We start from the raw sequence: 23,665 nt of genomic DNA, 5'->3' as shown, positions 1-23,665 counted from the left end.
ACGCCCGACCACCGCGACCGCCGATGACAGCCGTCCTCCGACCGATCACCGTGTGAAAGGACTGTGCTGGTGAAAGGACTGTGCTGGTGAAGGACGATCGATCGCCTCGGAGACGTCTTCTCTCTCCCGTCGCCGCTCTCGCCTTCTGCCTGGTGGTGATGGCCGGTGTCGCGGGCCTCTGGGCGGGTGCGGTGATCCTCGCGCCCGCAGAGAAGGCCGTACCGGGGACCGACTACACGACCGCTGTCGCTCGAGCCGGTGCTGTCAGCGCGTCGGTGAATCTGGTGGCGACCGCCCACTGGACTCAGTCCCCCGCGGGGACCAATTCGGCCAAGGGCACGGTGACGACGGTCGATCATGTGCCCGGCGACGTCGCCGATCAGGGCGAGGAGCTCTACACCGTGGACCTTCGGCCCGTGGTTCTCGCGCGCGGCGTGATCCCCGCGTTCCGGGACATCGACGGGACGAGCGAGGGCAAGGACGTGGGCCAGCTCCAGGAGCTGCTGGGCGACCTCGGGTTCTACCGCGGCGCTGCGGACGGTGCACCGGGACCGCGCACCGCGGCCGCGATCAAGGAGTGGCAGAAGGCCGCAGGATTCCCGGTGGACGGCGTCGTCCGACGGGGCGACCTGGTCTTCGTACCCGAGGTGCCGACCCGGCTGGTCGTCGACGAGACCCTCATCGCCCGAGGAGCAGTGGTCTCGGGCGGCGAGGTCGTCGCGAGGACGCTGCCGAGGACGCCGACGTTCTCCGTCACGGCGACAGCGGCGCAGGCCGCCCAGATCGGCGTGGGAGTCGCGGCGGAGATCACCGGACCGGACGGACCCTGGCGGGCGGTCACGGCGGTCCAGGAGGTGAAGCCCGAGGTCGGGGTGTCGATAGCGCTCGCCGGCGTGGACGGCGAGGTCATCTGCGGCGAGGAGTGCGCGGATCTGGACGTGACGCAGGACACCCTCCTCCCCGTCCTCATCACGACGACACCCGAGACGTCCGGTCTGACCGTCCCGACCGCGAGCATCCGGACCGATGTGAACGGGGACCTCGAAGTGACCGATTCGGCCGGCGAGAGACATCCGGTGGAGGTCGTCGCTGCCGCGAAGGGCGTCTCGGTGGTGACCGGTCTCGTGGAAGGCGTGGAAGTGCGCATCTACGGCGATGACGCTGCACCCCGATGATCACTGCTGAGAGCATCGACTTCCGCTATCGACGAGGTCCCCGGATACTCACGGACTTCAGTGCTGCCGTGACGCACTCCGAGATGGTCGCGATCACCGGCCCGTCCGGGAGGGGCAAGTCGACCCTGCTCTACATCCTGGGCCTGATGGCGACGCCGGGAGCGGGACGAGTCCGGATCGACGGCGTCGATGTGAGTGGCATGAGCGATCGATCGAGGTCGGAGTACCGAGCCGAGAACATCGGGTTCGTCTTCCAGGACGCCGCTCTGGATCCCACGAGGACAGTCCTCGACAACATCGTCGAGACGGCTCTCTATCGCGGGTGCAGGGACTCGGCAGTGGAGCTCACAGCGCACGGGCTGATGGAGCGCTTCGGGGTCGCCCTGCGCGCCTCGGCGAGACCCCATCAGGTCTCCGGCGGCCAGGCGCAGCGGATCGCACTGTGCCGGGCGCTCATCAACGATCCGACGATCATCCTCGCGGACGAGCCGACGGGGAATCTCGATCCGGACTCCGCGGCGGTGGTCGTCGACGCACTGCGAGAGCGCGCCCGATCGGGATCCTCGGTGATCGTGGTCACTCACGACGAGACGGTCGTCGCCTCCTGCGATCGGAGGATCCGCCTGTGAAGCGGAGATTCGTCCTGCCCGTGCTCCGGGAAGCCCTCGCCTCCTCGCTCGCGCAACCGGTGACCTCCCTCCTCACCCTGGTGATGGTGGTGGCGATGTGCGCCGGGATCGTTCTGACGACCGGGCGGACGGTGGGAGCGGAGCAGAGCGTTCTCGCGACGGTGGACTCGGCGGGAACCCGTTCCCTCCTGGTCCGAGCAGAGGCGCAGGCGGGCCTGTCGTCGGACGCACTCGAGAGGATCTCCCGACTCTCCGGAGTGCAGTGGGCGGCCGCGTTCTCGGACGCCAGTGACGTCGGGAACTCCCGGATCGCGGAGGGGAGGAAGGTCGCTCTTCGATCGGTGTGGTCCTCCGACTTCGCAGAGCTCGGCATCGATGCGGCGCGCTTCCCCCGCGGGTCGGCGTGGGCGTCCGAGGACGCGCTCGCGGCTCTGGGCTTCGCCGAGGAGACCGGCTCGGTCTCGACGGGCAGTGGCGCCGGGGTCGACGTCGTCGGGACCTTCACCTCATCCGAGTACCTGTCCTTCCTCGGCCCGTCCGTTCTGGTCCCGATGCCTCCGTCCTCGACCGGGAGTGTGGGCTACGTGATCGTCATCGCCTCGGAGCCCGAGATGATCCGCCCGCTGACCCGATCGATCGGCTCCCTTCTGGCTCCGACGGACCCGCAGGGCGTCACCGTGACCACCAGCGCTCGGTACGCGGACCTGCGGGCCGTTCTCGAGGGCACTCTCGGGGGTTTCGGCCGCGATCTCGTCGGTCTCATCGCCGGCGCGGGCGCGGTCCTGGTCGGTGCGACGCAGTACGGTCTCGTCCTGATGCGACGGAAGGACTTCGGACGCCGGAGGGCTCTCGGCGCCACGAGAGGCCTCATCGTCCTGCTCGTCGTCTGTCAGGTCCTCCTCGTCGCGACGGTCGGCGCTCTGCTGGGGACGGCGGGTGCCGCCGTGCTCCTGGTGGCCGGCGGCGACCCGCTCCCCGGCGTCGACTTCCTGGTCGCCACGGGCGCTCTGTCGATCGTGGTCTCCGTCCTCGCCGCTCTGCTCCCCGCTCAGCGGGCGGCGAGCAGAGATCCCCTGCACGAGCTGAGAGTGCCGTGATCGCGGACGAGGACCGGGCCGAACTGCAGGCCCTCGTCGACCACTTCGGTCACGGCAACCGGTCCGAGTTCCTTCGGGTGGCGATGAAGCGGATGGCGCACGACATGTGGGCCGAGAAGATGCGCGGGCTGCAGGACCGGGCTCGCGAGGAGCTCGCCGGCCGGGTGATCTCCCGTGAAGAGATCACCGCCCTCGTGAGGAAGCCCCCGGGCTCGAGTGCCTCCGCATGACATCGGCCCAGCGGTCGTCTTCGACAACCACTTCTCCGTCGACGCGCTCGTAGGCCCTGGTTCCGAGTTCCCGCGGATCGGCGAGGCGCCTCCTGGGACCGGTACACCCGGCCCGGCCTAGGGGCGCGCGGGCGGGGCCGCGCGGCTCGATTCGCGCTCGACGACGTGCACGGTGCTGACGAACTCGACGGGGGCTGCGCCGCCGGCGCGACCGGCGTCGATCCGGCTGACCAGCAGCTCGACGGCGGCCCGAGCCATCGCCGCGTGGTCGGGGTCGATCGTCGACAGCGACGGAACGGAGAAGCCGCTCTCCTCGAGGTCGTCGAAGCCGATCACCTTCACCCGGTCCGGGACGGCGACTTCCGCGTCCGCGAGCCCCCGCAGCGCGCCGAGGGCGAGGGTGTCTGTCACGCAGAAGAGGCCGTCGAAGTCGGCGCCCTGCGCCAACGCGCGGGAGACGGCGTCGCGCCCGGCCGCGAGGGTGAAGGCGGTGACCGGGAGGAAGAGCGCCGGGTCCGCCTCGGTCCCGGCTGCGGCCAGCGCGTCGGCGTAGCCCCGGTATCGCAGGCTGGCGGCGCTGGGCTCGCCGTCGGTGCGCTCGTCGAGGATCGCGATCCGCCGGCAGCCCTGCTCGAGCAGGTGCCGGGTGGCCAGCGCGCCGCCGTCGACGTTCGCCATGGCGACGTGGTCGACCGGGCCGTCGAAGATCCGCTCCCCTAGGATCACCACCGGGTAGTCGACCCGGAGCTTGTCGACGTCGGCGGCACCGAGGCCGACGGTGCTGAGGATCAGGCCGTCGTACATCCGGTTCCGCGAGGCACGGAGGGCGTCGATCTCGCTCTCGCGACGGGCTCCGGTCTGCTCGATGGCCACGGAGAGACCGTGCACGCGGGCCTCGGCGATGATGCGCGCGGCGAGCTGGCCCCAGTAGGGTCGGTCGATCTCGGCGACCGCCAGTCCGATGGTGTAGGTCCGCCCCGCGCGCAGGTTCCGGGCGGCCACGTTGATCCGGTAGTCGAGCTCGTCCATCGCCCGGACGACCTTCTCGCGCGTCGTCGCCTTGACGTGCGGGTGGTTGTTGATCACGTTCGAGACCGTCATCGGCGAGACTCCCGCCGCCGTCGCCACGTCTCGGATGGTCGCCATCGAGCACCTCCTGGTCGTCGCCGGTCGAGTGGCCGGCACCGGAAACGATATCGATACAAATCCACTCTTGACAGCATCGCGTCGTCGCTCGATGATCTGTGTATCGATACAAGTTCGGCGAGGGCGCCGGGGAAGCGAGTGTGGCCGATGACGACCGAGACGACGACGAGGACGGCCGGAAGCCCCGCCATCCCGGGCCACTACGCCGATCCGGCCCTGGTCTCGCTCGACGGCAGGTTCTACCTCTACCCCACGACCGACGGCACGGACGGCTGGTCCGCCACGGCGTTCGAGGCCTTCTCCTCCGAGGACCTGGTGACCTGGCGGGCCGAGGGCGAGATCTTCTCCGTCGCCCGCGGCACGGACTGGGCCGAGGGGCACGCCTGGGCGCCGGCGGTCGTCAGCCGGGACGGGCGCTATTACCTCTACTTCACAGCCGACGACAGCATCGGCGTGGCCGTCTCCGCGAGTCCGACCGGACCCTTCGTCGACTCCGGCCGGCCGCTCGTGGCCCGCGGCGCGTACGCCGGGGTCGCGATCGACCCATCGGTCTTCGTCGACGACGACGGCACCGCCTACCTGCTCTGGGGCAACTCCGTCGCGCACATGGTCGTGCTGAACGACGACATGGTGTCGTTCGACCCTGCGACGGAGACGGCCTGGACGCCGACCGGCTTCCGCGAGGCTCCCTCGCTGCACCGGGCCGGCGACGTCTACGTGCTGTCCTGGTCGGAGAACGACACCCGCGAGGCCGACTACCGCGTCCGCTACGCGACGTCGCCCTCGGTGCGCGGGCCGTGGACGGATCGCGGCGTGCTGCTGCAGAAGGACGCCGGCCGCGGAGTCCTCGCGACCGGGCACCACTCGGTCCTCCGCGTCAGCGCCGACGAGTGGGTGATCGCCTACCACCGCTTCGCGATCCCCGGCGGCAACGGCTACCGGCGCGAGATCGCCCTCGACACCTTCCGCCACTCCCCCGACGGCACGATCCCCGAGATCGTCCCGGGGTCGACCCGCGTCGCTGCGCTCGGCGTCTCCGTCTGAGAAACGCCCCTTCGAACCCCCTCTCCACCCCCGCCTCGATCCACCCCTGCGAGAAAGAGAAGCAATGCCGCTTTCATCCTCCGTCCGCTTCGCCGGCCGTCCCTCCCTCCGCGCTCTCCGTTCGGGCTCGCACCGTCCGGGCCCGCGTCGGCTGCTCGCAGGACTCGGCGTGGTCGCCGCGACCGCGCTCGCGCTGACCGGCTGCTCCGGCGCCGGCGCGGGAGATGCGAACTCCGTCAGCTTCCTCTCCTGGGACAACGCCGCGACGATGGAGCCGATCATCGCCGCCTTCGAGAAGGCGAACCCGGACATCGACGTGCAGATGTCCTACGCCCCGCCCGTCGCGGAGTACATCTCGAAGCTGCAGACCCAGCTCGGCTCGAACACCGGCACCGACGTCTTCATCATCACTGCCGAGAACAAGACGCAGCTGATGGACGGCGGCTTCGTCGCCGACCTCGCCGACCAGCCGTTCGCCGAGCAGCTCGCCGACGCGGCGAAGCAGACCTACTCCCGCGACGACGCCCTCTACGGCGCCGCGCCGGCCTCCTGGGGCGGCGGCGTCCTGTACAACGCGGCGCTGCTCGAGCAGGTCGGCTTCACCGCTCCCCCGGCGACCTGGGAGGAGTTCCTCGACCTCTGCCAGAAGCTGAAGGATGCAGGGATCACGCCGTTCTACGAGGCCGGCGACCAGCTGCCGATCAGCCTGGCAGCCCTCCTGGGCCTGCAGAACGAGAAGCTCGGCGGCACCATGGACGCCGACATCTGGTCCGGGAAGACGACCTTCGCCGACACCTGGACCGAGCCGCTGACGCAGTGGAGCGAGCTCTTCGAGTCCGGCGTCGAGCCGCGCACGGTCGTCGGCCTGACCGGGGACGCCGTGACCCAGGAGTTCGCGACCGGCAAGGTCGCGATGACCACCACCGGCTCCTGGGGTCTCGGGACGGTCCGCACGACCGCTCCGGATCTGGACATCGCCTTCATGCCGGTCCCCGGCGACTCCGCCTCGTACTGGGCCGGCGCCGTCTCGCCCGGCTACGCGATCAACGCGAAGTCGACCCACCAGGAGGCCGCCGCGAAGCTCGTCTCCTACCTCCTCTCGACGGAGGGCATCGAGCAGTACCAGAAGGCGACCGCCTCGATCACGACCACGAAGGACTTCACTCCCACCCTCGACCCCGCCCTGGACACGATGGCCCCCGCCGTCCGCGACGGGCAGTTCTACCTCCCCCAGGTCTCCTGGATCGACAACAACGCCGCGCTGGGCACCGAGGTGACGGCGCTCCTGCAGCAGCTGATCCAGGGTCAGCTCTCCCCCGAGGAGGTCGCGCAGGCGATGGACACGAAGCTCGCCTCCCTGCGCTGACCCTCCCTGCGCTGACCCTCCCTGCGCTGATCCTGCCGCGCTGACCCCGCGGCGGGGAGCCCGACCCGAGCGGGCTCCCCGCCGCCCCGCCGCCCCCCTCTGAAAGGACGTGCCGACGATGGCACTCACCACTCCGCTGCGCCGGAGCGGGACCGCCCCCACGGAACCGCTCGCCGCCCGCGCGATCGCCGACCTCCCGGGCGCCCGCGGTGCCCGCTTCCGGGAGAGCTTCGCCGGCGGCCTCTTCCTCGTGCCGATCGCGATCGTCTTCGTCGTGCTCTACGTCATCCCGATGGGGCAGTCGCTCTGGTTCAGCCTGACCGACTTCGACGGCTACTCCGAGCCGGGCTTCATCGGCCTCGACAACTACGCGTCGATCTTCCGCGACCCCTCGATGCTGCAGGCGCTGGTCTTCACCCTCAGCTACGCACTCGCGACGACGGTGCTCGTCACCGCCTTCGCGATCCCGCTCGCCCTCGTGCTCAACCGCCGCTTCCTCGGCCGGAACATCGTCCGCAGCGTCTTCTTCTTCCCGGCGGTGCCGTCCGTGGCGATCCTCGGTCTGGTCTGGGGCTTCATCCTCAGCCCGCTCGGCTCGGGAGTGCTCAACTCGGCCCTCGACGGGATCGCCGGCATCGCGCCGATCGGCTGGCTCTCGGACTCGACGCTCGCGCAGATCTCGGTCATCGCCGTGGCGATCTGGGCGCAGACCGGCTGGCACGCGATCCTCTACCTCGCCTACCTGCAGGCCATCCCGCAGGACTACTACGAGGTCGCCCGGATCGACGGCGCGACCGGCTGGCAGACCTTCCGCTCCATCACCCTGCCGATGCTCGTCCCGGCGATCTCGGTCAGTCAGCTGCTGCTGATGACGAACGGGCTGAAGGTCTACGACCTGCCCTTCACCCTCACCAGCGGCGGACCGGGCTTCTCGACCCGCACGCTCACCCAGTCGCTGATCGAGAGCGGCATCGCGCAGTCGCGTGTCGGCCAGGCGTCCGCGCTGGCCGTCCTGTTCCTGATCGTCGTCGCCCTCGTCGTCGTCGTCCAACTGGCCGCCTCGCGCCGCCTCGAGCGGAGGTACTCATGAGCACCCGCAACCCCCTGCTGCAGCGCAGCCGCCTGCTGCTGACGGCGGTCATGCTGCCGATCGCGGCGCTGATGGCCGTGCCGTTCTACTACATCGTCGTCAACACCTTCAAGACGCAGACCGAGACCGCGAACGCACCGCTCGCCCTGCCGTCGACGCTGAATCTGGACAACTACGTCACCGTCTTCCAGACCACTCCCCTGCTGCAGAGCTTCGGCAACACGCTCTACGTGACCGTCCTCTCGATCGCGCTGATGCTGCTGATCGGCTCGCTCGCCGCCTTCGGGATGATCATCGCCCGCGGACGTGTGGCCGTCGTCTTCGGCGTGATCCTCGTCATCGCCTTCCTCGTCCCGGGGCAGGCGACGTTGATCCCCCTGTACCGGATGCTGACGACCTTCCGGCTCGTCGACGACCTGAACGGGCTGATCGTGCTCTACAGCGCGGGCGCGATCTTCTGCTACTTCCTGATCCTCGGCTACATGAGGACGGTGCCCACCGAGATCATCGAGGCCGCCCGGATCGACGGCGCCGGCTCGTTCCGGATCTACTGGTCGCTGATCCTGCCGCTGATCCGCCCGATCCTGGTCACCGTCGGCGTCTTCCAGACGATGTGGGTGTGGAACGACTTCATCACGCCGAACGTCTTCCTCTCCAGCCCCGCGAAGCAGACGCTGGTGCTGCAGGTGTACTCGGCGGTCGGGCAGTTCACCACCAACTGGCCGGTGTTCATGACCCTCAGCGTGATCGTCCTGCTGCCGATGCTGGTGTTCTTCATCGCGATGCAGCGGCACATTGTCTCCGGACTCGTGCAGGGCAGTGTGAAGGGATGACCCGCTACCTCTTCTCCTACTTCACCTCGCAGAACGACCCGGACGGCGAGCAGGTGCGCTTCGCGCGGAGCGTCGCCGACGACCCGCTGCACTGGGAGGCGCTGCGCGGCGGCGAGCCCGTGCTGCGCTGGACCGGCGGACGCGGTGGGGTGCGCGATCCGTTCCTCCTGCGCGCCGCCGGCCTGCCCGGCGAGACGGCGGCCTTCTACCTCCTCGGCACGGACATGCGGGCGCACGGGCAGGACACCCGGGAGTTCTGGGACGCGGAGCAGCGGCACGGCAGCCGCGGCATCGTCGTCTGGGAGTCCGCGGACCTGGTGACCTGGGGCGAGCCGCGCCTGGAGCTCGTCGCTCCGTCCGCGGCCGGCAACGCCTGGGCGCCCGAGGCCGTCTTCGACGCCGAGCGCGGCGAGTACATCGTGTTCTGGGCCTCCCAGCTGCACGGCGACGGCGCCGAGCGCGGCGACTCCTACAACCGGATGCTCGCCGCGACCACCCGCGACTTCCGGCAGTGGTCCGAGCCCGTGGTCTGGAGCGACCCCGGCCACTCGGTGATCGACGCCACCGTCGTGCGCGAGGGCGAGTGGTGGTACCGGTTCGTCAAGGACGAGCGCAGCCCCGCCTCGGACACGCCCGCGTCGAAGTTCATCACGGTGGAGCGCTCGCGGGATCTGCGCGCCACCGAGTGGGAGCTCGTGCAGGACCGCGTCGGCGCCGGGACCGCCGACCGGCCGGGCGTCGCGCACGGCGAGGGCCCGATCGTCGTGCCCGCGGCTGATGGCGGACCGGTCGTCCTGCTCATCGACGAATTCGGCCTGCGCCGCTACCTGCCGTTCGTCGGTGCCGCGCTCGACACGGACGCGTGGACGCTCGCCGAGGACTTCGCGCTGCCGCCCGGTGCCAGCCACGGCTCCGTGCTCGCGATCACGGACGAGGAGTGGGGGCGGCTCAGCCGATGAGTCCTGCGCTTCGGAGCGCGGCCGAGCTCTCCGGAGCGCCCTGCGGCTGCGGTCCCCGGGAGGCGGGGCGCTTCGCACTACGCCGGGAAGGCCCCCGCTGCCCGGCTGCGCGTCCGCAGCCGGTACAGGCTGGTGGTGGCGGCGATGAAGAGGTCGGTGCCGTCCGGTCCGCCGAAGCAGACGTTCGCCACCACCTCCGGCACGGGCACGAAGAGCAGCTCGGCGCCGTCCGGGGCGAAGACGTGCACGCCGTCTCCGGCGGAGGACCACACCCGGCCGCGCTCGTCGACGGCGATCCCGTCGGGCAGGCCGTGCTCGATCACCGCGAAGAGGCGGCCGTCGCGGGCGTCGGCGCCGCGGTCCACGACGTCGTAGGCGCGGATCCAGTGGCCGGGACCGTCCTCGAGGCTCATCGCGGTGTCGGTCACGTAGACCGTCGCGCCGTCGGGTGAGAAGGCGATGCCGTTCGGCTGCACGATGTCGGTGACGACCGGCGCGAGGCCGTCCTCGGCGCTCCAGCGGAAGACCCAGCGCGCCCTGTACTCGCGCTCGCCCGGGTGCCCCTCGGCCGGCTGCCGGATGCCGTAGTCGGGATCGGTGAACCAGTAGGAGCCGTCGGGCGCGATCGCGACGTCGTTGGGCGAGTTCAGCCGGCCGCCGTCCCAGCTCGAGACGAGCTCCTCGACCGTGCCGTCCGGCCGCTCGCGCTCCAGTCGGCGCAGCCCGTGCGAGCACTGCACGACGCTCCCGTCGCTATCGAGGAGCCGCCCATTGGTGAACTCGACACCCTCGCGGTGCACCGAGGTCTCCCCGGTCGCACTGTCCCACTGCAGGATGCGGTCGTTCGGGATGTCGCTCCAGCGCAGGCCCCCCTCGGCCGGGATCCACAGCGGCCCCTCGCTCCAGACAGCACCCGTCCACAGCCGCTCGAGTCCGCCGTCGCCCCGGAGGAGCGCCTCGTCGTCCGTGCGTCCCTCGTCCGTCCGTCCCTGGTTCGCTGTCTCGTCGTTCATCGGCTCCCGCCCTCGCTCTCGATCGTGTTCCCATGAGGGGCGGCCGCGATCGAGCCCTCCGGATGCGCGGCCTCGACGGTCAGCCCGCGGAGCACCGCGGCGATCGTCACGCGCTGGGTGAGCGCCGCGTCGGCGTCCACGGGCCACTGGCTCACGGTGCCGACGTGCGCCGCGACGACGGCCTTCGCCAGGACGGACGGCTCGACGATCGGGACGCGGCCGTGCACGGCGGCGAGGGCGACGAACCGCTCCCCCAGCTCGCGGGGGACGCGGCCGTCGTCGATCAGCATCAGCGCGGCGAAGGCGGGGTCGGCGGCGGCCCGCGCCAGCAGCACCGACCGCAGGGAGAACCACTCGCGGCTGGTGGGCAGCGCGTCGAGGAGGGCGCGCACGGCGTCGTCGAGCGTCTCCTCACGGCCGTCCTCCTGCACCTGGGCTTCGAGGGCGAGGTGAAGCCGCCCCCACACTCGCGCCGCCTGCTCCTCGTGCAGGGCGAGGTAGAGCTGGTCGACGCCGGCGAAGTTGGAGTAGAAGGCGCCGCGGGTGAAGCCGGCCTGCGCGCAGATGTCCTCGACGCGCTGGCCGATGGTGCCGCTGCTCTCGAAGAGGGTGGCGGCCGCCGCGAGGAGGCGTCGTCGCGTCTCGCTTCGGCGCCGGACCGGGGTGGGCTCGCCGTTGTTCACAGCGTCAGCCTAGGCGCGACCTTGCTCGGCGCGCACTTCTTCAGTACGTTCTGTATTCGATGCGAAACGTATTGAAAGTAGAGACAGGACCGACTGACGAAGCGTCGGGAAGGGTCCGACGCAGGACGCCGTGGCTGCCCTTGGCGGCCGTCGGCCTCGTCGGTGCGGTGCTCGCCTGGCTGAACCAGGTGCCGTGGTGGGGCTGGCTCGTCGTCGCTGCGGCTCTGGCACTTGTGGCGTTCGCCGCGAGGACCTCGCGTCCCCGGCGCTGGTTCGTTCGAGGAGCGGCCTGGATCGCGGCCGCGGCGGTCGTCGGAGCAGCGGCGCTCGCGGCGGGGCCGCCCGCGGCGACCCGGACCCTCGACGGTCCGCGCACCCAACCGGTGGCCACCCGGCAGGGCGATGTCGTCGGAGTCCGGAACTCCTCGGCCGGCGTCGACGCGTTCGCGGGCATCCCCTACGCCGCTCCGCCGGTCGGGGCGCTGCGCTGGGCGGCGCCGAGCCCGGCCCCGCAGCGGTCGACCGTCCTCGTCGCCGACGACTTCGGACCCTCGGCCGTCCAGCCCGAGCCGTCGTTCGTCTCCCGGGCCGCCACCCGCGCGCTCGACCTGCCGCTGGAGGAGACGCTGCTCGGCGGCTACGACACGGACGAGGACAGCCTGCACCTGAACATCTGGCGGCCGTCCGCCGCGGCCGCCGAGCCCCGCCCTGTGCTCGTCTACCTGCACGGCGGCGGATTCGTGGCCGGCTCCGGCGCTCTGCCCGCCTACGACGGCACCGCGCTCGCGTCGCGCGGCGGCACCGTGGTCGTCACACTCAACTACCGGCTCGGGGTCTTCGGCTTCCTCGCCGAGGACGCCCTCGGCGGCAGCACCCCGGGCAACCAGGGCCTGCTCGACCAGATCGCCGCGCTGCACTGGCTGCAGGACAACATCGCCGCGTTCGGCGGAGACCCGGACCGGGTGACCGTCGCCGGTCAGTCGGCCGGCTCGGGCAGCGCCTGCCTCCTCGGCGCCTCGCCGCTGGCGGCCGGACTCCTGCACGGGATCATCGGCGAGAGCGGCGGCTGCCTGGGAACGGCGGGCGATCGCGACCAGGGCGACCTCTACGACACCGCCGCCGTGGCGCGCGAGGCGGCGGTCGGCCTGAGCGAGGCCCTCGGCGGGGCGAGCCTCGCGGAGATGCGGGCGATGCCGGCCGCGCGCATCGCCGAGGCCGCGAAGAGCCTCTCGACGCACTGGTGGCCGACCGTCGACGGCGTGGTCCTCGTGGACACCCCGAGCGCCGTCTACGCGGCCGGGCGGCAGAACGACGTCCCCCTCCTCCTCGGCAGCAACTCCGACGAGACGTCACTCGACCTGATCAGCGGCGTCGACCCAGACCCGGAGACCTGGGCCCGGGAGGCGCGGGAGGACTACGGCCAGGATGCGGACCGCTTCCTCGAGCTGTACCCGGGACGCGACGCGGACCAGGTCACGGAGTCGCGCCTGCGGGCCGGCACCGACGAGTCGATGACCGCGCCGATGCGGCGGTGGGCGCTCGCGGCCGCCGCCTCGGGGTCGGCGCCCGTCCACGTCTACTCCTTCACCCGCACCCCGCCCGGCCGCGGCCTGGAGCGCTTCGGCGCGTACCACGGCGCGGAGGTCATGTACGCGTTCGGCAACCTCGGCGCGGACGGCGACGCCGACTACACGGCCGTCGACCGCCGGCTCGAGAGCGAGATGAGCGGGCGCTGGCTCGCCTTCGTCGCCGGCGACGAGCCGGACACCCCCGGCGGGGAGCGCTGGCCCACGTTCCAGGAGTCTCCCGACAGCGTCCTGGAGTTCGGCGACGTCGTCCGCGTCACCGGCCGCCCCACCCCGGATGCGGTCGACTTCTGGCTGAGCCGAACGAGCTGACCCGGAGCCGTCAGGCCGTCTTCGTGGTCGGCCGGACGTCCGGGTCCTTGCCGAAGCGGCGGACGAAGGTCTGGCGCAGCTCCTCGAGCTGCTCGCGCTCGCGGTCGCTGATCGGATCCGCCTGTCCCGCAGCGATCCGACGCTGCAGACTGTTCGCTCTCCTGATCACCTGAACCATGGGAACCACCTCCGTCTTCCATTTTCCGTCGCCTCGGGCAGCGTGTCCATGCTCCGCGGAGGCGCCGATCACGACGCGCTCGCGACCGCGTCGTCCGCGCTGGCGGAGGACCGCGTTCTCCGGTCGTGGGGTGACGGGTCTCGCTCGTTCGGGGGGTAGGGACGGCGCGAGATGACGGCCGGGACCCGTTGTCGCGGGTCATCGCGAGTGCCAGGGTCGGCACAGGGCGAGTCGTGCAGGCGCCCGGTCGCTCCGTCCGTAGAGGAACCCGCTGATGCGTTTCACTATCCGCCGATCCACTATCCGCCGATCCGCTGTCCGCCGATCCGCTGTCCCCCGCAGTCTCGCCGTCGCCGTGCTGGCCGTCGCGCTCATCGTCTCGGGCGCACCCGCCCAGGCGGCGCCCGCTCCGGCGCAGGCGGCGGCAGCAGCAGCTCCCGTGGTCGGCCCGATCACCGGGGTCGCCTCGAAGCGCTGCCTCGACGTGCCGAACGGGTCGACCGCGAACCGGACGATCGTCGTCCTCTACGACTGCAACAGCGGCGCCAATCAGAAGTGGACGATCGCCACGACCGGCGAGATCACCGTCTACGGCGGCGCGAAGTGCCTGGAGGTGCGCAACCGCTCGACGACGGCCGGGGCCGACGTGCAGATCTCGGACTGCGTCGGCGGGGACGGACAGCGCTGGCGGGTCGAGAGCGACGGCACGATCCGCGCTGTCGCCTCGGGCCTCTGCCTGAGCGTGAAGGACCGCAAGACGGCGAACCGCTCGTCCGTGCAGATCGCCGCCTGCGCCGGCGGCGACTGGCAGAAGTGGCGGACAAGCGCGGTCGTCGCGGACACCACGGCCCCGTCCGCGCCGGGAAGCCCTCGGGTGACGAACCTCGCCTGCCGCACGGCGACCTTCTCCTGGAACGCGTCCACGGACGCCGTCGGAGTGGCGGGCTACGACGTCTATCACGACGGCCAGTTCATAAAGTCCGTCGCGGGAAACGTCCTGTCCACCGGCCTCGACGTGGTGCCGGGCGCGCAGTGGGGCCTCTACGTGAACGCCCGGGACGCCGCCGGCAACGTCTCGCAGGCCAGCGCCACCGTCGCGGTCACGGTCCCGCAGTGCAGCACCGACACGCAGGCGCCGACGAGCCCGACCGGGCTCACCGCGCGGGCGTCCGGCACGGCCGTCACCCTCACCTGGACGGCGAGCACCGACGACGTCGGGGTCCGCAGCTACACCGTCTTCCGCGGCTCCGCGCAGGTCGGCACGGTCGCCGGCACCGGCACGACGGCGCCGGTCACCACGTTCACCGAGAGCGGCCTCGCGGCGAACACCGCCTACTCCTACACGGTCGCGGCAGTCGACGCCCAGGGCAACACCTCCGCACGCAGCGCCGCCGCCGCGGTGACCACCGGCGGCGCCTGCAGCACCGCGTTCTGCACCGTCACCCAGACCGCCACCGACACCGACATCCCCTGGGGGCTGACCACCGTCCCCGACGGGACCGTGCTCTACTCCCGCCGCGACGCGCAGGACATCGTCCGCCTGAACCCCACGACGGGCGTGAAGACGAGCCTCGGGACGGTGCCGAACGTGCAGAGCACCGACGGCGAGGGCGGCCTGCTGGGCATCGCGGTCTCGCCGACCTTCGCCACCGACCAGTGGCTGTACGTGATGCACACCTCCCCCAGCGACAACCGGGTGATCCGACTGAAGCTCGTCGGCGACCGCCTCGACACGAGCACGGTGCAGGTCCTCGCCTCCGGGATCCTGCGGAACAAGTACCACAACGGCGGGCGCCTGCGCTTCGGCCCCGACGGCAAGCTCTACGTCAGCACCGGCGACGGCCAGAACACCGCCACCGCGCAGAACCTGAACTCCCTCAGCGGCAAGCTCCTGCGGATCAACCCCGACGGCTCGATCCCCTCGGACAACCCGTTCGGGAACGCCGTCTGGAGCTACGGGCACCGGAACCCCCAGGGTCTCGCCTTCGACTCGCAGGGCCGTCTGTGGGAGCAGGAGTTCGGCAACAGCGTCATGGACGAGACGAACCTCATCGTCCGCGGCGGCAACTACGGCTGGCCGGCCTGCGAGGGCACCTCCGGCAGCTGCGGCACCGCCGGCTTCCTCGCCCCGAAGGCGACGTACCCGACCTCCGCGGGCTCCTGCTCCGGCCTGACGGTCGTCCGCGACGTCGTCTACATCGCCTGCCTCCGCGGCACGCGCCTCTACCGCGCGCCGATCACCGGCGACGCGCTCGCCACCCCGACCTCCGCCTTCGTCGGCACCTACGGCCGCCTGCGCACCGTCGAGCCCGACGGCCGGGGCGGCCTCTGGATGACGACCTCCAACACCGGCGACAAGGACAGCATCCCGAACAACAGCAGCGAGAAGATCCTCCGCGTGACCCTCGGCGGCTGACCCGCGAGATCGGCGGGCAGACCCGCCGTCTGACGCTGCTGGATCTCGATACGCCCGCTGCGCGGGCTACTCGATCAACATGCATACGCACCGGTGGATGGGCGTGCCCCCGTTCATGCTGGTCGAGTAGCCGCCGTAGGCGGCGTATCGAGACCCACCGTCCTCAGCGGGGTGGTCTGCAGACCCGCCTTCTGGCGCGGGTGGATCTCGATACGCCCGCTCCGCGGCCTACTCGATCAGCATGGTTCCCCGCTGCGCGGGCTACTCGATCTGCTGGGATCGCCGCTCTGCGGGCTGGTCGATCTGCACGGTTGCCCGGTGCGCGGCCTGCCCGACCAGCATGCATCCGCGCTCGGCGGCCACATGCGGGCGTGCTCGTTGCATGCTGGTCGAGTAGCCGCCGCAGGCGGCGTATCGAGACCCACCGTCCTCAGCGGGGTGGTCTGCAGACCCGCCTTCTGGCGCGGGTGGATCTCGATACGCCCGCTGCGCGGGCTACTCGATCAGCATGGTTTCCCGTTGCGCGGGCTGCTCGATCAATATGGGTCCTCGCGGCGCGGGCTGCTCGATCAGCATGGGTCCTCGTGGCGCGCGCTGCTCGATCAGCATGGATCCTCGCTCCGCGGGCTGCTCGATCAGCAGGCGTCCGCCCTTCCTCGTCGTGTGAAGCGTGCTCGGCCTTCCATGGCGCGATTGACTACGCAGTCAAAGCGTGTTGTACTCGTCGGACCGCGCAGTTGACTGCGCTGTCAACCTCGGGTCCGAGGACGAGCGAAGGAGCTGCGACGTGGACGCATCGAAGGCTGTGCCGCAGCCGGACGACCGTGGTCGCCGGGTCTCGATGGCCGACGTGGCTCGCGCCGCCGGCGTGAGTCAGAAGACGGTCTCCCGCGTCGTCAACGGGGAGGCGCACGTCTCCCCCGAGATCGGCGAGCGCGTCGCCACGGCGATCCGCACCCTCGGCTTCCGGCCGAACGCCGCCGCCCGAGCCCTGGTCACTCAGCGGAGCCGCCGGATCGGCATGGTGACGATGAGCACCTCGCTCTACGGTCCGTCCGCGATCCTCGACGGCGTCGAGCAGGCCTCCCGTGCCGCCGGCTACTCCCTCAGCGTCGTGCGCACGGCGCAGAACAGCGGCGCGGAGCTGCAGGAAGCGGTCGACGCCCTCGTCGATCAGGGCGTCGACGGCATCATCCTCTCGGAGCCGGTCGATCTCGGGCATCCGCGCCTCACCATCCCCGCCGACGTCACGGTGCTCAGCTTCGACCACCCGAGCGAGGCGCACCGCCCCGAGGAGCTCGTCGTGGGCACCGACGAGGCCGGGGCCGCCCGCAGCGCCACCGAGCACCTCCTCGCCCTCGGCCATGAGACGGTCTGGCACATCGCCGGCGCCGGCACCTGGTCGGCCACCCGGCGTCGCATCGACGGCTGGCGGACCGCCCTCGCCGACGCCGACGCCGCCGAGCCGCCCGTGCTGAGCGGCGACTGGAGCCCGCGCTCGGGGACGGAGGCGATGGCGTCGATCCTGCACCGCCGGGATGTCACCGCCGTCTTCGCCGCCAACGACCAGATGGCCGTCGGGGCGATCCACGCCGCCGAGGCCGCCGGCCTGCGCATCCCCGAGGACCTCAGCGTCGTCGGCTTCGACGACGACCCGATCTCGGAGTTCCTGCACCGGCCGCTCACCACGGTCAAGCAGGACTTCGCCGAGGTCACGCGCATCGCGATGCACCGGATGATCCGCACCCTCGACGGCCACGCGCCGACCGAGCGGCACCGCTCGGTCCCCGCCCAGCTGATCGTCCGCGCATCCAGCGGGCCCGCGAACCCCGAGCGCGCGGCGCTGGCGCCGGCGTCGCCCGTCCCCGTCCCGTAGCTCCCCGTCCCGGCTCTCGGCCCTCGGCTCCCCCCCTTCCAGCTCTCTCCCCGTCCCTTCCCACCGCCGTCCGTGCGGTCAGCACGAGCCGCCTCCGCGCGGTCCCTCCGGCGCGCCCGTCGGCCCGTCCCTCCCCCCTTCTCCGAAGGAGCTCCTCCATGCATCCACTGTCCCCCGCGCTCTCGCGCCGCGGGCTGCTCCGTCTCGGCGCCGCCGCCGGCGGCTCGGCGGCCCTCGCCTCCCTGCTCGCCTCGTGCGCCGCGACCGGCCCGCAGGCGGCCGTCGAGTCCGGAGCCGTCGACCTCTCGTTCTGGACGCACGACGACGGCTACGTGACGTTCTTCACGGAGGCGCTCGCCCTCGCCGATGCGCGCACCGACTTCTCCTACTCGCTCGATGTCACCAAGATCGGCGCGACCGACATCGTCACCAAGCTGATCGCGCAGGCCGTCGCCGGCTCCGGCACGCCGGACCTCGTTGGCATCGAGGTCGCGAACTTCGCCCGCACGCTCCGCGGCTCGATCGCCCCCGAGCTGCTGGTGGACCTCACCGAGGCGACCGCCCCCTACCGCGACGACCTGATCGCCGCCCGCGTCGACGCGTTCAGCAAGGACGGCGCCCTCTACGCGCTCGACTCCGACACTCCGCTCGCCGTCTACTACTACCGGGAGGACGAGTTCGCCCGCCTCGGCGTGCCGACCGACCTCGAGACCTGGGAGGAGTTCGCCCGTGTCGGCGGCGAGATCAGCGCGCGGGAGGGCGTGTCCTTCGGCGCGCTCTCCGTCGGAAGCGATCTGCCGCAGGTCGTGCAGGGCTACCAGCTGCTGCTGATGCAGCGGGGCGGACAGCTCTTCGACCGCGACGGGAACCTCGACCTCGCCACTCCGGAGGCCGAGGAGGCGCTGCAGTTCGCGGTCGACGGACTCGCCTCCGGCTTCTTCACGACCGTCGCCGACTACTACGGCCCGAGCATGCAGAGCGGCCTGAAGCAGGGCTCGATCCTCGGCGTCGACATGCCCACCTGGTACTCGAGCTACGGCATCAAGCCGAACGTGCACGAGCAGGCCGGCCTCTGGCGGGTGAAGACGCTCCCCCGCTTCGCGAACGGCGGCAGCCGCACGGCCGTGGGCGGCGGCACCGGCTTCGCGGCGGTCACCGGCAAGGCCAACAGCGACGCCGCGGTCGAGCTCGTCCTCGCCGCCTACCTCGACCCCGCCCAGCAGGTGAAGCGCTATCGCGACCTCGGCTATCTGCCGACGCTGCGCTCGGTCTACGACGACCCCGAGCTCGCCACGATCACCGACGACTACTTCGGCGGCCAGGCGCTCTTCGACGTCTACGGCGAGATCATCGACGAGGTCCCGTCGCTCTTCCAGAGCCAGGACCAGCAGATCCTCACGACCGTGCTGTCGGGCTACCTCCTCCAGGCCTACAAGGGCACCCTCTCCCCGGCGCAGGCGCTCCGCGCCACGGCCGAGGACTTCCGCGGCCAGGCCCGCAGCTAAGGATCGATGATGTCGACTCTCACCACGGCCGGGGCGCCCGCCTCCGCTCAGGACGGCCGCGGCGGCTCCCCGCTCGAGGCCCGGCGCGCCGCGAAGCGGAAGCGCCTGAACACCTCCGGCGGCCGGGCCCCGTACCTCTTCATCGCGCCGTTCTATCTGCTCTACGCGCTGTTCATGATCGTCCCGGTCGGGGCGGCGATCTACCTGAGCCTCACGGAGTGGGTCGGCCTCGGCTCCCCCGAGTTCGTCGGGCTGGCCAACTACGGGAACCTGCTCGGCGACACGAGCTTCGGCGTCGCGCTGGTGAACACGCTGATCTACACGCTGATCGCGGTGTTCGTCATCGTGCCGTGCTCGCTGCTGATCGCGCAGGGCCTCAACGCCCGCGGGCTCAAGGCGCGCGACCTGTTCCGGCTCACCTTCTTCATCCCGATGGTGCTCTCGCCGATCGTCATCGCGCTGATCTACAGCCTGATCTTCGACCGCAGCTACGGACTCCTGAACTCGCTGATCCGCGCGGTCTTCGGGTTCGGCGACATCGACTGGCTCGGCGACCCGACGCTGGCCAAGGTCGCGATCGGCTTCGTCCTGCTCTGGCGCACGGTCGGCTACCTGACGATCTTCTTCCTCGCCGCGCTCCAGGCCGTGCCGAAGGAGCTGTACGAGGCGGCCGAGCTCGACGGCGCCGGCGTGCTCGCGAAGTTCCGCACCGTGACGCTCCCCGCGATCCGCCCGGTGACCGCGTTCGTCGTCGTCACCTCCTTCATCAGCGCCGCCCAGCTCTTCGACGAGCCGTACCTGCTCACGCGGGGCGGACCGGGCGAGGCGACCCTCTCCGTCTCGATGTTCATCTACCGCGCCGCATTCGAACGCCAGCAGTTCGGCTACGCCGCCGCGGCCGGAGTCGTGCTCTTCGTGCTCGTCTTCGCCGTCAGCCAGATCCTCAACCGCGCCCTCGCCATCGGGAGAACCTCATGACCGCCACCACGGGAATCGTCACCGCCGACGCTCCGGAGCGCCGCATCCCGCGGAGGCAGCGCCGGGCGAGCGGCGGCGAGCGCGCCCGCCGCGGACTGCTCTACGTCACCCTCTCGGCCCTGCTGCTCGTCTTCGTGTTCCCGCTGCTGTGGGCGCTGAGCGGCTCGTTCAAGAACCGCGGCGACATCTTCTCCACTCCCCCGTCGCTCGTCCCGAACCCGGCGACCGCCGACAACTACGTCAACCTGCTGACCACGCAGCCCTTCTGGGCCTGGTTCGGCATGAGCGTCGGCACGTCGCTGCTCGCGACCGCGGTCTCGGTCTTCGTCTGCGCCATGGCGGGCTACGGCTTCGCGAAGTTCGCCTTCCGCGGCAAGAAGGTGCTCTTCACGATCATGTTCTCGTCGCTGTCGGTGCCGTTCGTCGTGATCCTGGTGCCGCTGTTCATCCTGATCGTGAAGGCGGGGCTCTCGAACCCGTGGTTCGCGCTGATCGTGCCGTGGGTCGCTCCCGCGTTCGGGATCTTCATGATGCAGCAGTTCATCGTCCAGTCGATCCCGGACGAGATCATCGAGGCGGCCCGGATCGACGGCAACAGCGAGTTCGGCACCTTCTGGCGCGTGGTGCTGCCGCTGCTGCGCCCCTCCCTCGGAGCGCTGGGCGTCTGGGGCTTCCTGCAGAGCTACAACAGCTTCCTCTGGCCGCTCGTGCTGCTCTCGGACTCGTCGCAGTACACGATCCCGCTCGGCCTGAACATCCTCTTCGCGTCCGAGAACCGCTCCTACGACCTCGTCCTCGCCGGCGCGGTGCTCGCCTCGGTGCCGACGATCCTGGTGTTCTTCCTGCTGCGCAAGCAGCTGCTCGACGGGCTGACCGCGGGCGCCGTCAAGGGCTGACACCCCCACCGCCCTCCTCCGCCACTCCTCTCCCGAACGTCCGAAAGGCCCTCCCATGCAGCACCTCACCGACCGCATCCTGTTCGGCGCGGCCTACTACCACGAGTACCAGCCGACCTCCCGGCTGGGCCGCCGCGACCTCGCCGAGGACTTCCGGCTGATGAAGGCCGCGGGCTTCACGGTCGTCCGCGTCGGCGAGTCGGTCTGGTCCACCTGGGAGCCCGAGAACGGGGCTTTCGAGCTCGACTGGCTGCAGCCGGTGCTCGATGCGGCCCACGAGCACGGCATCGCGGTCGTGCTGGGCACGCCGACCTACGCGGCGCCGATGTGGCTCGCGCGGCTGTACCCCGAGATCAACGTCGAGCGCTCGAGCGGTCGGCCGATGGGCTGGGGAGCCCGGCAGGAGATCGACTACTCGCACCCGGCCTTCCTCTTCCACGCCGAGCGGCTCATCCGGAGGATCGTCGAGCGCTACGCCGCGCATCCCGCGGTGGTGGGCTTCCAGGTCGACAACGAGCCGGGCAACGAGATCTTCCACAACCGGCAGGTCTTCCAGCGCTTCGTCGACCACCTGCGCGCGCGCTACGGCACCGTCGAGACGCTGAACGACGAGTGGGGGCTGACCTACTGGTCGCACCGCCTGTCGACCTGGGCCGACCTCTGGACCCCGGACGCCAATCAGCAGCCGCAGTACGATCTGGCCTGGCGCCGCTTCCAGGCCTCGCTGACCACGGACTTCATCGGCTGGCAGGCCGACATGGTCCGGGAGATCACCGCGCGGGCCGGCCGCGACGACCAGTTCGTCACCACCTGCATCTCCTACGAGCGCAGGACGGTGCAGGACGAGGAGCTCGTGCGCTCCCTCGACATCGCCGCCGGCAATCCCTACTACCGGATGCAGGACGGGCTCGAGCTGCCGGACGCGCGGGTGTTCGATCAGCACTGGACGACCTCGGGCACCTGGGCGCTCTACGCTACGGCCGACCGGATGTTCGGATCGAAGCAGGCTCCGTTCCTGGTCACCGAGACCGACGCGCAGGCGATCGGCATGCCGTGGTCGAACGAGCCCGGCTACGACGGGCAGTGGCGCCAGGCCGCCTGGGCTCTGGTCTCGCGGGGCGCGACGATGATCGAGTACTGGCACTGGCACACGCTGCACCACGGTGCCGAGACCTACTGGGGCGGGATCCTGCCGCACTCGCAGGAGCCGGGGCGCGTCTACGAGCAGATCGCCGCCCTGGGTGCGGACTTCGCCGCCGCCGGCGACCGGGTGACCGAGCTGACTCCCGACTCCGATGTGGCGATCCTGTTCTCGAACGAGAGCAAGTGGGCGCTCGAGGAGTACCCCTCGTTCAGTGATTCGGCGCACGGCACCGGGGCGGCGCGCGGCGTGCCCGTCGCGTCGACGCGCACCTTCCAGACCGTCTTCGACTCCTTCGCGCGCGGCGCCTTCGAGGCGGGGCTGCAGTCGAACACGGTGCACCCCTCGCAGCTGACCGAGACGACGCCCGCCGCCTACGCGGCCGCTCATCCCGTGCTGGTCGCCGCGGCGTTCACCATCGCCGACGACGCGCAGCTGCAGTGGCTGGAGGCGTACGCGGCCGCGGGCGGGCACCTGATCGTGGGCGTGCGCACCGGCTACGAGGACGAGGAGGCGCGGGCTCGGCTGCAGCGCAAGCCCGCCCTCCTCGACGAGGCCGCCGGCGTGCACTACGACGAGTTCGCGAACCTCGCGGTCCCGCTGCCGGTCGTCGCGGAGTCGGGCTTACCGCTGCCGGTGGGCGCCACGGCGACCCTGTGGGCGGACGGCCTGCAGCCCGACGACGCCGAGGTGCTGGTCCGCTACGTCCACCCGCACCACGGCCGGTTCGCCGCCGTGACGACGCGCGCGCACGGCGCGGGCCGGGTCACGACCGTCGGCACCGTGCCGGACCTCGAGCTGGCGCGGGCTCTGATGTCCTGGGCCGTCGGCGACGCCGCGTCGGGATGGCGCCGTGCGACCGCGTCGCAGACGGTCACCAGCGCGACCAACCGCCACGGCGAGCGGATCCGCTTCGTGCACAACTGGTCCTGGGAGCCCTCGGTGTACCCGCTGCCGGCCGCCGCCGCCGACGTGCTGACCGGAGCCGAGCTTTCCGCCGGCGCCGAGCTCGAGCTCGGCCCCTGGGACGTGCGGGTCCTCGCCGCGGACGACTGAGCGACCGGCCCCGAGACCCACCGTCCTCGGCACTGCGGCCTGCGGACCCCGCTCCTGACGCGGTTGGATCTCGATACGCCCGCTGCGCGGGCTACTCGATCAGCATGGATGCGGCGCGGCCGACCTGGGATCGGCGGCGATCATGCTGGTCGAGTAGCCCCGAAAGGGGCGTATCGAGACCCGACGCCCCCAGCAGTGCAGCCTGCAGACCCGGCTCCTGACGCTGGTGGATCTCGATACGCCCGCTCCGCGAGCGACTCGATCAGCATGCATCCGCACCGGTGGATGGGCGTGCCCCCCTCTGCATGCTGGTCGAGTAGCCCCGCAGGGGCGTATCGAGACCCGCCGCCCCCAGCAGTGCGGCCTGCGGACCCCGCTCCTGACGCGGGTGGATCTCGATACGCCCGCTCCGCGTGCTACTCGATCAGCATGCATCCGCACCGGTGGATGGGCGTG

20 protein-coding genes are annotated in these 23,665 nt (G+C 71.1%); 16 read left to right on the top strand and 4 right to left on the bottom strand.

The window, feature by feature from the left end; all coding sequences use genetic code 11:
- Positions 1–86 precede the first annotated feature (86 nt).
- Genes EDF17_RS10505 through EDF17_RS10490 form a run of 4 tightly spaced genes read left to right on the top strand, consistent with a single transcriptional unit; the run spans position 87 to position 3,131 of the window.
- Positions 87–1,175, top strand: a complete 1,089-nt coding sequence (locus tag EDF17_RS10505; RefSeq protein ID WP_133671989.1) for a peptidoglycan-binding domain-containing protein — start codon at positions 87–89, stop codon at positions 1,173–1,175.
- A complete protein-coding gene (locus tag EDF17_RS10500; RefSeq protein ID WP_123446490.1) occupies positions 1,172–1,804 on the top strand; it encodes an ABC transporter ATP-binding protein in 633 nt (210 codons plus the stop codon). The genes EDF17_RS10505 and EDF17_RS10500 overlap by 4 nt, the downstream gene beginning before the upstream one ends.
- Positions 1,801–2,901 (top strand): FtsX-like permease family protein, encoded by a 1,101-nt coding sequence (locus EDF17_RS10495; protein ID WP_123446491.1) that lies wholly within the window; start codon positions 1,801–1,803, stop codon positions 2,899–2,901. Before EDF17_RS10500 ends, EDF17_RS10495 begins: the two co-directional genes overlap by 4 nt.
- Positions 2,898–3,131 carry a hypothetical protein gene (locus EDF17_RS10490; protein WP_123446492.1) on the top strand — a complete coding sequence of 78 codons (234 nt, stop codon included), beginning with the start codon at positions 2,898–2,900 and terminating at the stop codon, positions 3,129–3,131. The genes EDF17_RS10495 and EDF17_RS10490 overlap by 4 nt, the downstream gene beginning before the upstream one ends.
- Before the next feature lie 117 nt (positions 3,132–3,248).
- Here EDF17_RS10490 and EDF17_RS10485 read toward each other — a convergent pair whose 3' ends face one another.
- Positions 3,249–4,277: a LacI family DNA-binding transcriptional regulator gene (locus EDF17_RS10485; protein WP_123446493.1), complete on the bottom strand. Its 1,029-nt coding sequence runs from the start codon at positions 4,275–4,277 to the stop codon at positions 3,249–3,251.
- 147 nt (positions 4,278–4,424) lie between these two features.
- Between EDF17_RS10485 and EDF17_RS10480 the strand changes: the two genes are divergently transcribed.
- From EDF17_RS10480 to EDF17_RS10460, 5 genes are all read left to right on the top strand, one after another.
- Positions 4,425–5,321: a family 43 glycosylhydrolase gene (locus EDF17_RS10480; protein ID WP_123446583.1), complete on the top strand. Its 897-nt coding sequence runs from the start codon at positions 4,425–4,427 to the stop codon at positions 5,319–5,321.
- A 169-nt stretch (positions 5,322–5,490) separates the two neighbouring features.
- On the top strand, positions 5,491–6,687 hold the full coding sequence (locus tag EDF17_RS10475; protein WP_166649649.1) for an extracellular solute-binding protein: 1,197 nt from the start codon (positions 5,491–5,493) through the stop codon (positions 6,685–6,687).
- Positions 6,688–6,805: 118 nt separating this feature from the next.
- Positions 6,806–7,777 carry a sugar ABC transporter permease gene (locus tag EDF17_RS10470; RefSeq protein ID WP_123446495.1) on the top strand — a complete coding sequence of 324 codons (972 nt, stop codon included), beginning with the start codon at positions 6,806–6,808 and terminating at the stop codon, positions 7,775–7,777.
- Complete coding sequence (locus tag EDF17_RS10465; RefSeq protein ID WP_166649648.1) at positions 7,774–8,610, top strand: carbohydrate ABC transporter permease; 837 nt, start codon at positions 7,774–7,776, stop codon at positions 8,608–8,610. Before EDF17_RS10470 ends, EDF17_RS10465 begins: the two co-directional genes overlap by 4 nt.
- A complete protein-coding gene (locus EDF17_RS10460) occupies positions 8,607–9,569 on the top strand; it encodes a glycoside hydrolase family 43 protein (protein WP_123446496.1) in 963 nt (320 codons plus the stop codon). Before EDF17_RS10465 ends, EDF17_RS10460 begins: the two co-directional genes overlap by 4 nt.
- Positions 9,570–9,646: 77 nt before the next feature.
- Here the strand turns inward: EDF17_RS10460 and EDF17_RS10455 are convergent, their stop codons facing one another.
- Together EDF17_RS10455 and EDF17_RS10450 are read right to left on the bottom strand one after the other, a co-directional pair.
- On the bottom strand, positions 9,647–10,582 hold the full coding sequence (locus tag EDF17_RS10455; RefSeq protein WP_123446497.1) for an SMP-30/gluconolactonase/LRE family protein: 936 nt from the start codon (positions 10,580–10,582) through the stop codon (positions 9,647–9,649).
- Positions 10,579–11,265 (bottom strand): TetR/AcrR family transcriptional regulator, encoded by a 687-nt coding sequence (locus tag EDF17_RS10450; protein ID WP_123446498.1) that lies wholly within the window; start codon positions 11,263–11,265, stop codon positions 10,579–10,581. Before EDF17_RS10450 ends, EDF17_RS10455 begins: the two co-directional genes overlap by 4 nt.
- A gap of 140 nt (positions 11,266–11,405) precedes the next feature.
- On the opposite strand from EDF17_RS10450, the gene EDF17_RS10445 reads away from it, so the two are divergent.
- The gene (locus EDF17_RS10445; RefSeq protein WP_208110605.1) at positions 11,406–13,163 is read left to right on the top strand and encodes a carboxylesterase family protein; all 1,758 of its coding nucleotides are present in this window, start codon (positions 11,406–11,408) and stop codon (positions 13,161–13,163) included.
- 10 nt (positions 13,164–13,173) lie between these two features.
- Here EDF17_RS10445 and EDF17_RS19840 read toward each other — a convergent pair whose 3' ends face one another.
- Positions 13,174–13,341: a hypothetical protein gene (locus EDF17_RS19840; protein ID WP_164874469.1), complete on the bottom strand. Its 168-nt coding sequence runs from the start codon at positions 13,339–13,341 to the stop codon at positions 13,174–13,176.
- Positions 13,342–13,696: 355 nt separating this feature from the next.
- On the opposite strand from EDF17_RS19840, the gene EDF17_RS10440 reads away from it, so the two are divergent.
- The 6 genes from EDF17_RS10440 (at position 13,697) to EDF17_RS10415 (ending at position 23,209) form a co-directional block, all read left to right on the top strand.
- Positions 13,697–15,757 (top strand): PQQ-dependent sugar dehydrogenase, encoded by a 2,061-nt coding sequence (locus tag EDF17_RS10440; protein ID WP_208110604.1) that lies wholly within the window; start codon positions 13,697–13,699, stop codon positions 15,755–15,757.
- 787 nt (positions 15,758–16,544) lie between these two features.
- Complete coding sequence (locus EDF17_RS10435) at positions 16,545–17,633, top strand: LacI family DNA-binding transcriptional regulator (RefSeq protein WP_243732860.1); 1,089 nt, start codon at positions 16,545–16,547, stop codon at positions 17,631–17,633.
- 158 nt (positions 17,634–17,791) lie between these two features.
- Positions 17,792–19,138: an extracellular solute-binding protein gene (locus EDF17_RS10430; protein ID WP_123446501.1), complete on the top strand. Its 1,347-nt coding sequence runs from the start codon at positions 17,792–17,794 to the stop codon at positions 19,136–19,138.
- 9 nt (positions 19,139–19,147) lie between these two features.
- Positions 19,148–20,116 carry a sugar ABC transporter permease gene (locus tag EDF17_RS10425; protein ID WP_123446502.1) on the top strand — a complete coding sequence of 323 codons (969 nt, stop codon included), beginning with the start codon at positions 19,148–19,150 and terminating at the stop codon, positions 20,114–20,116.
- Positions 20,113–21,012, top strand: a complete 900-nt coding sequence (locus tag EDF17_RS10420; RefSeq protein ID WP_123446503.1) for a carbohydrate ABC transporter permease — start codon at positions 20,113–20,115, stop codon at positions 21,010–21,012. Before EDF17_RS10425 ends, EDF17_RS10420 begins: the two co-directional genes overlap by 4 nt.
- 55 nt (positions 21,013–21,067) lie before the next feature.
- A complete protein-coding gene (locus EDF17_RS10415) occupies positions 21,068–23,209 on the top strand; it encodes a beta-galactosidase (RefSeq protein WP_123446504.1) in 2,142 nt (713 codons plus the stop codon).
- Positions 23,210–23,665: the final 456 nt, after the last annotated feature.

The organism is Rathayibacter sp. PhB1, from assembly GCF_004362935.1.
In the GTDB taxonomy this organism is placed as follows: Bacteria; Actinomycetota; Actinomycetes; order Actinomycetales; family Microbacteriaceae; genus Rathayibacter; species Rathayibacter festucae.
This window is presented reverse-complemented; position numbering and strand designations above follow the sequence as displayed.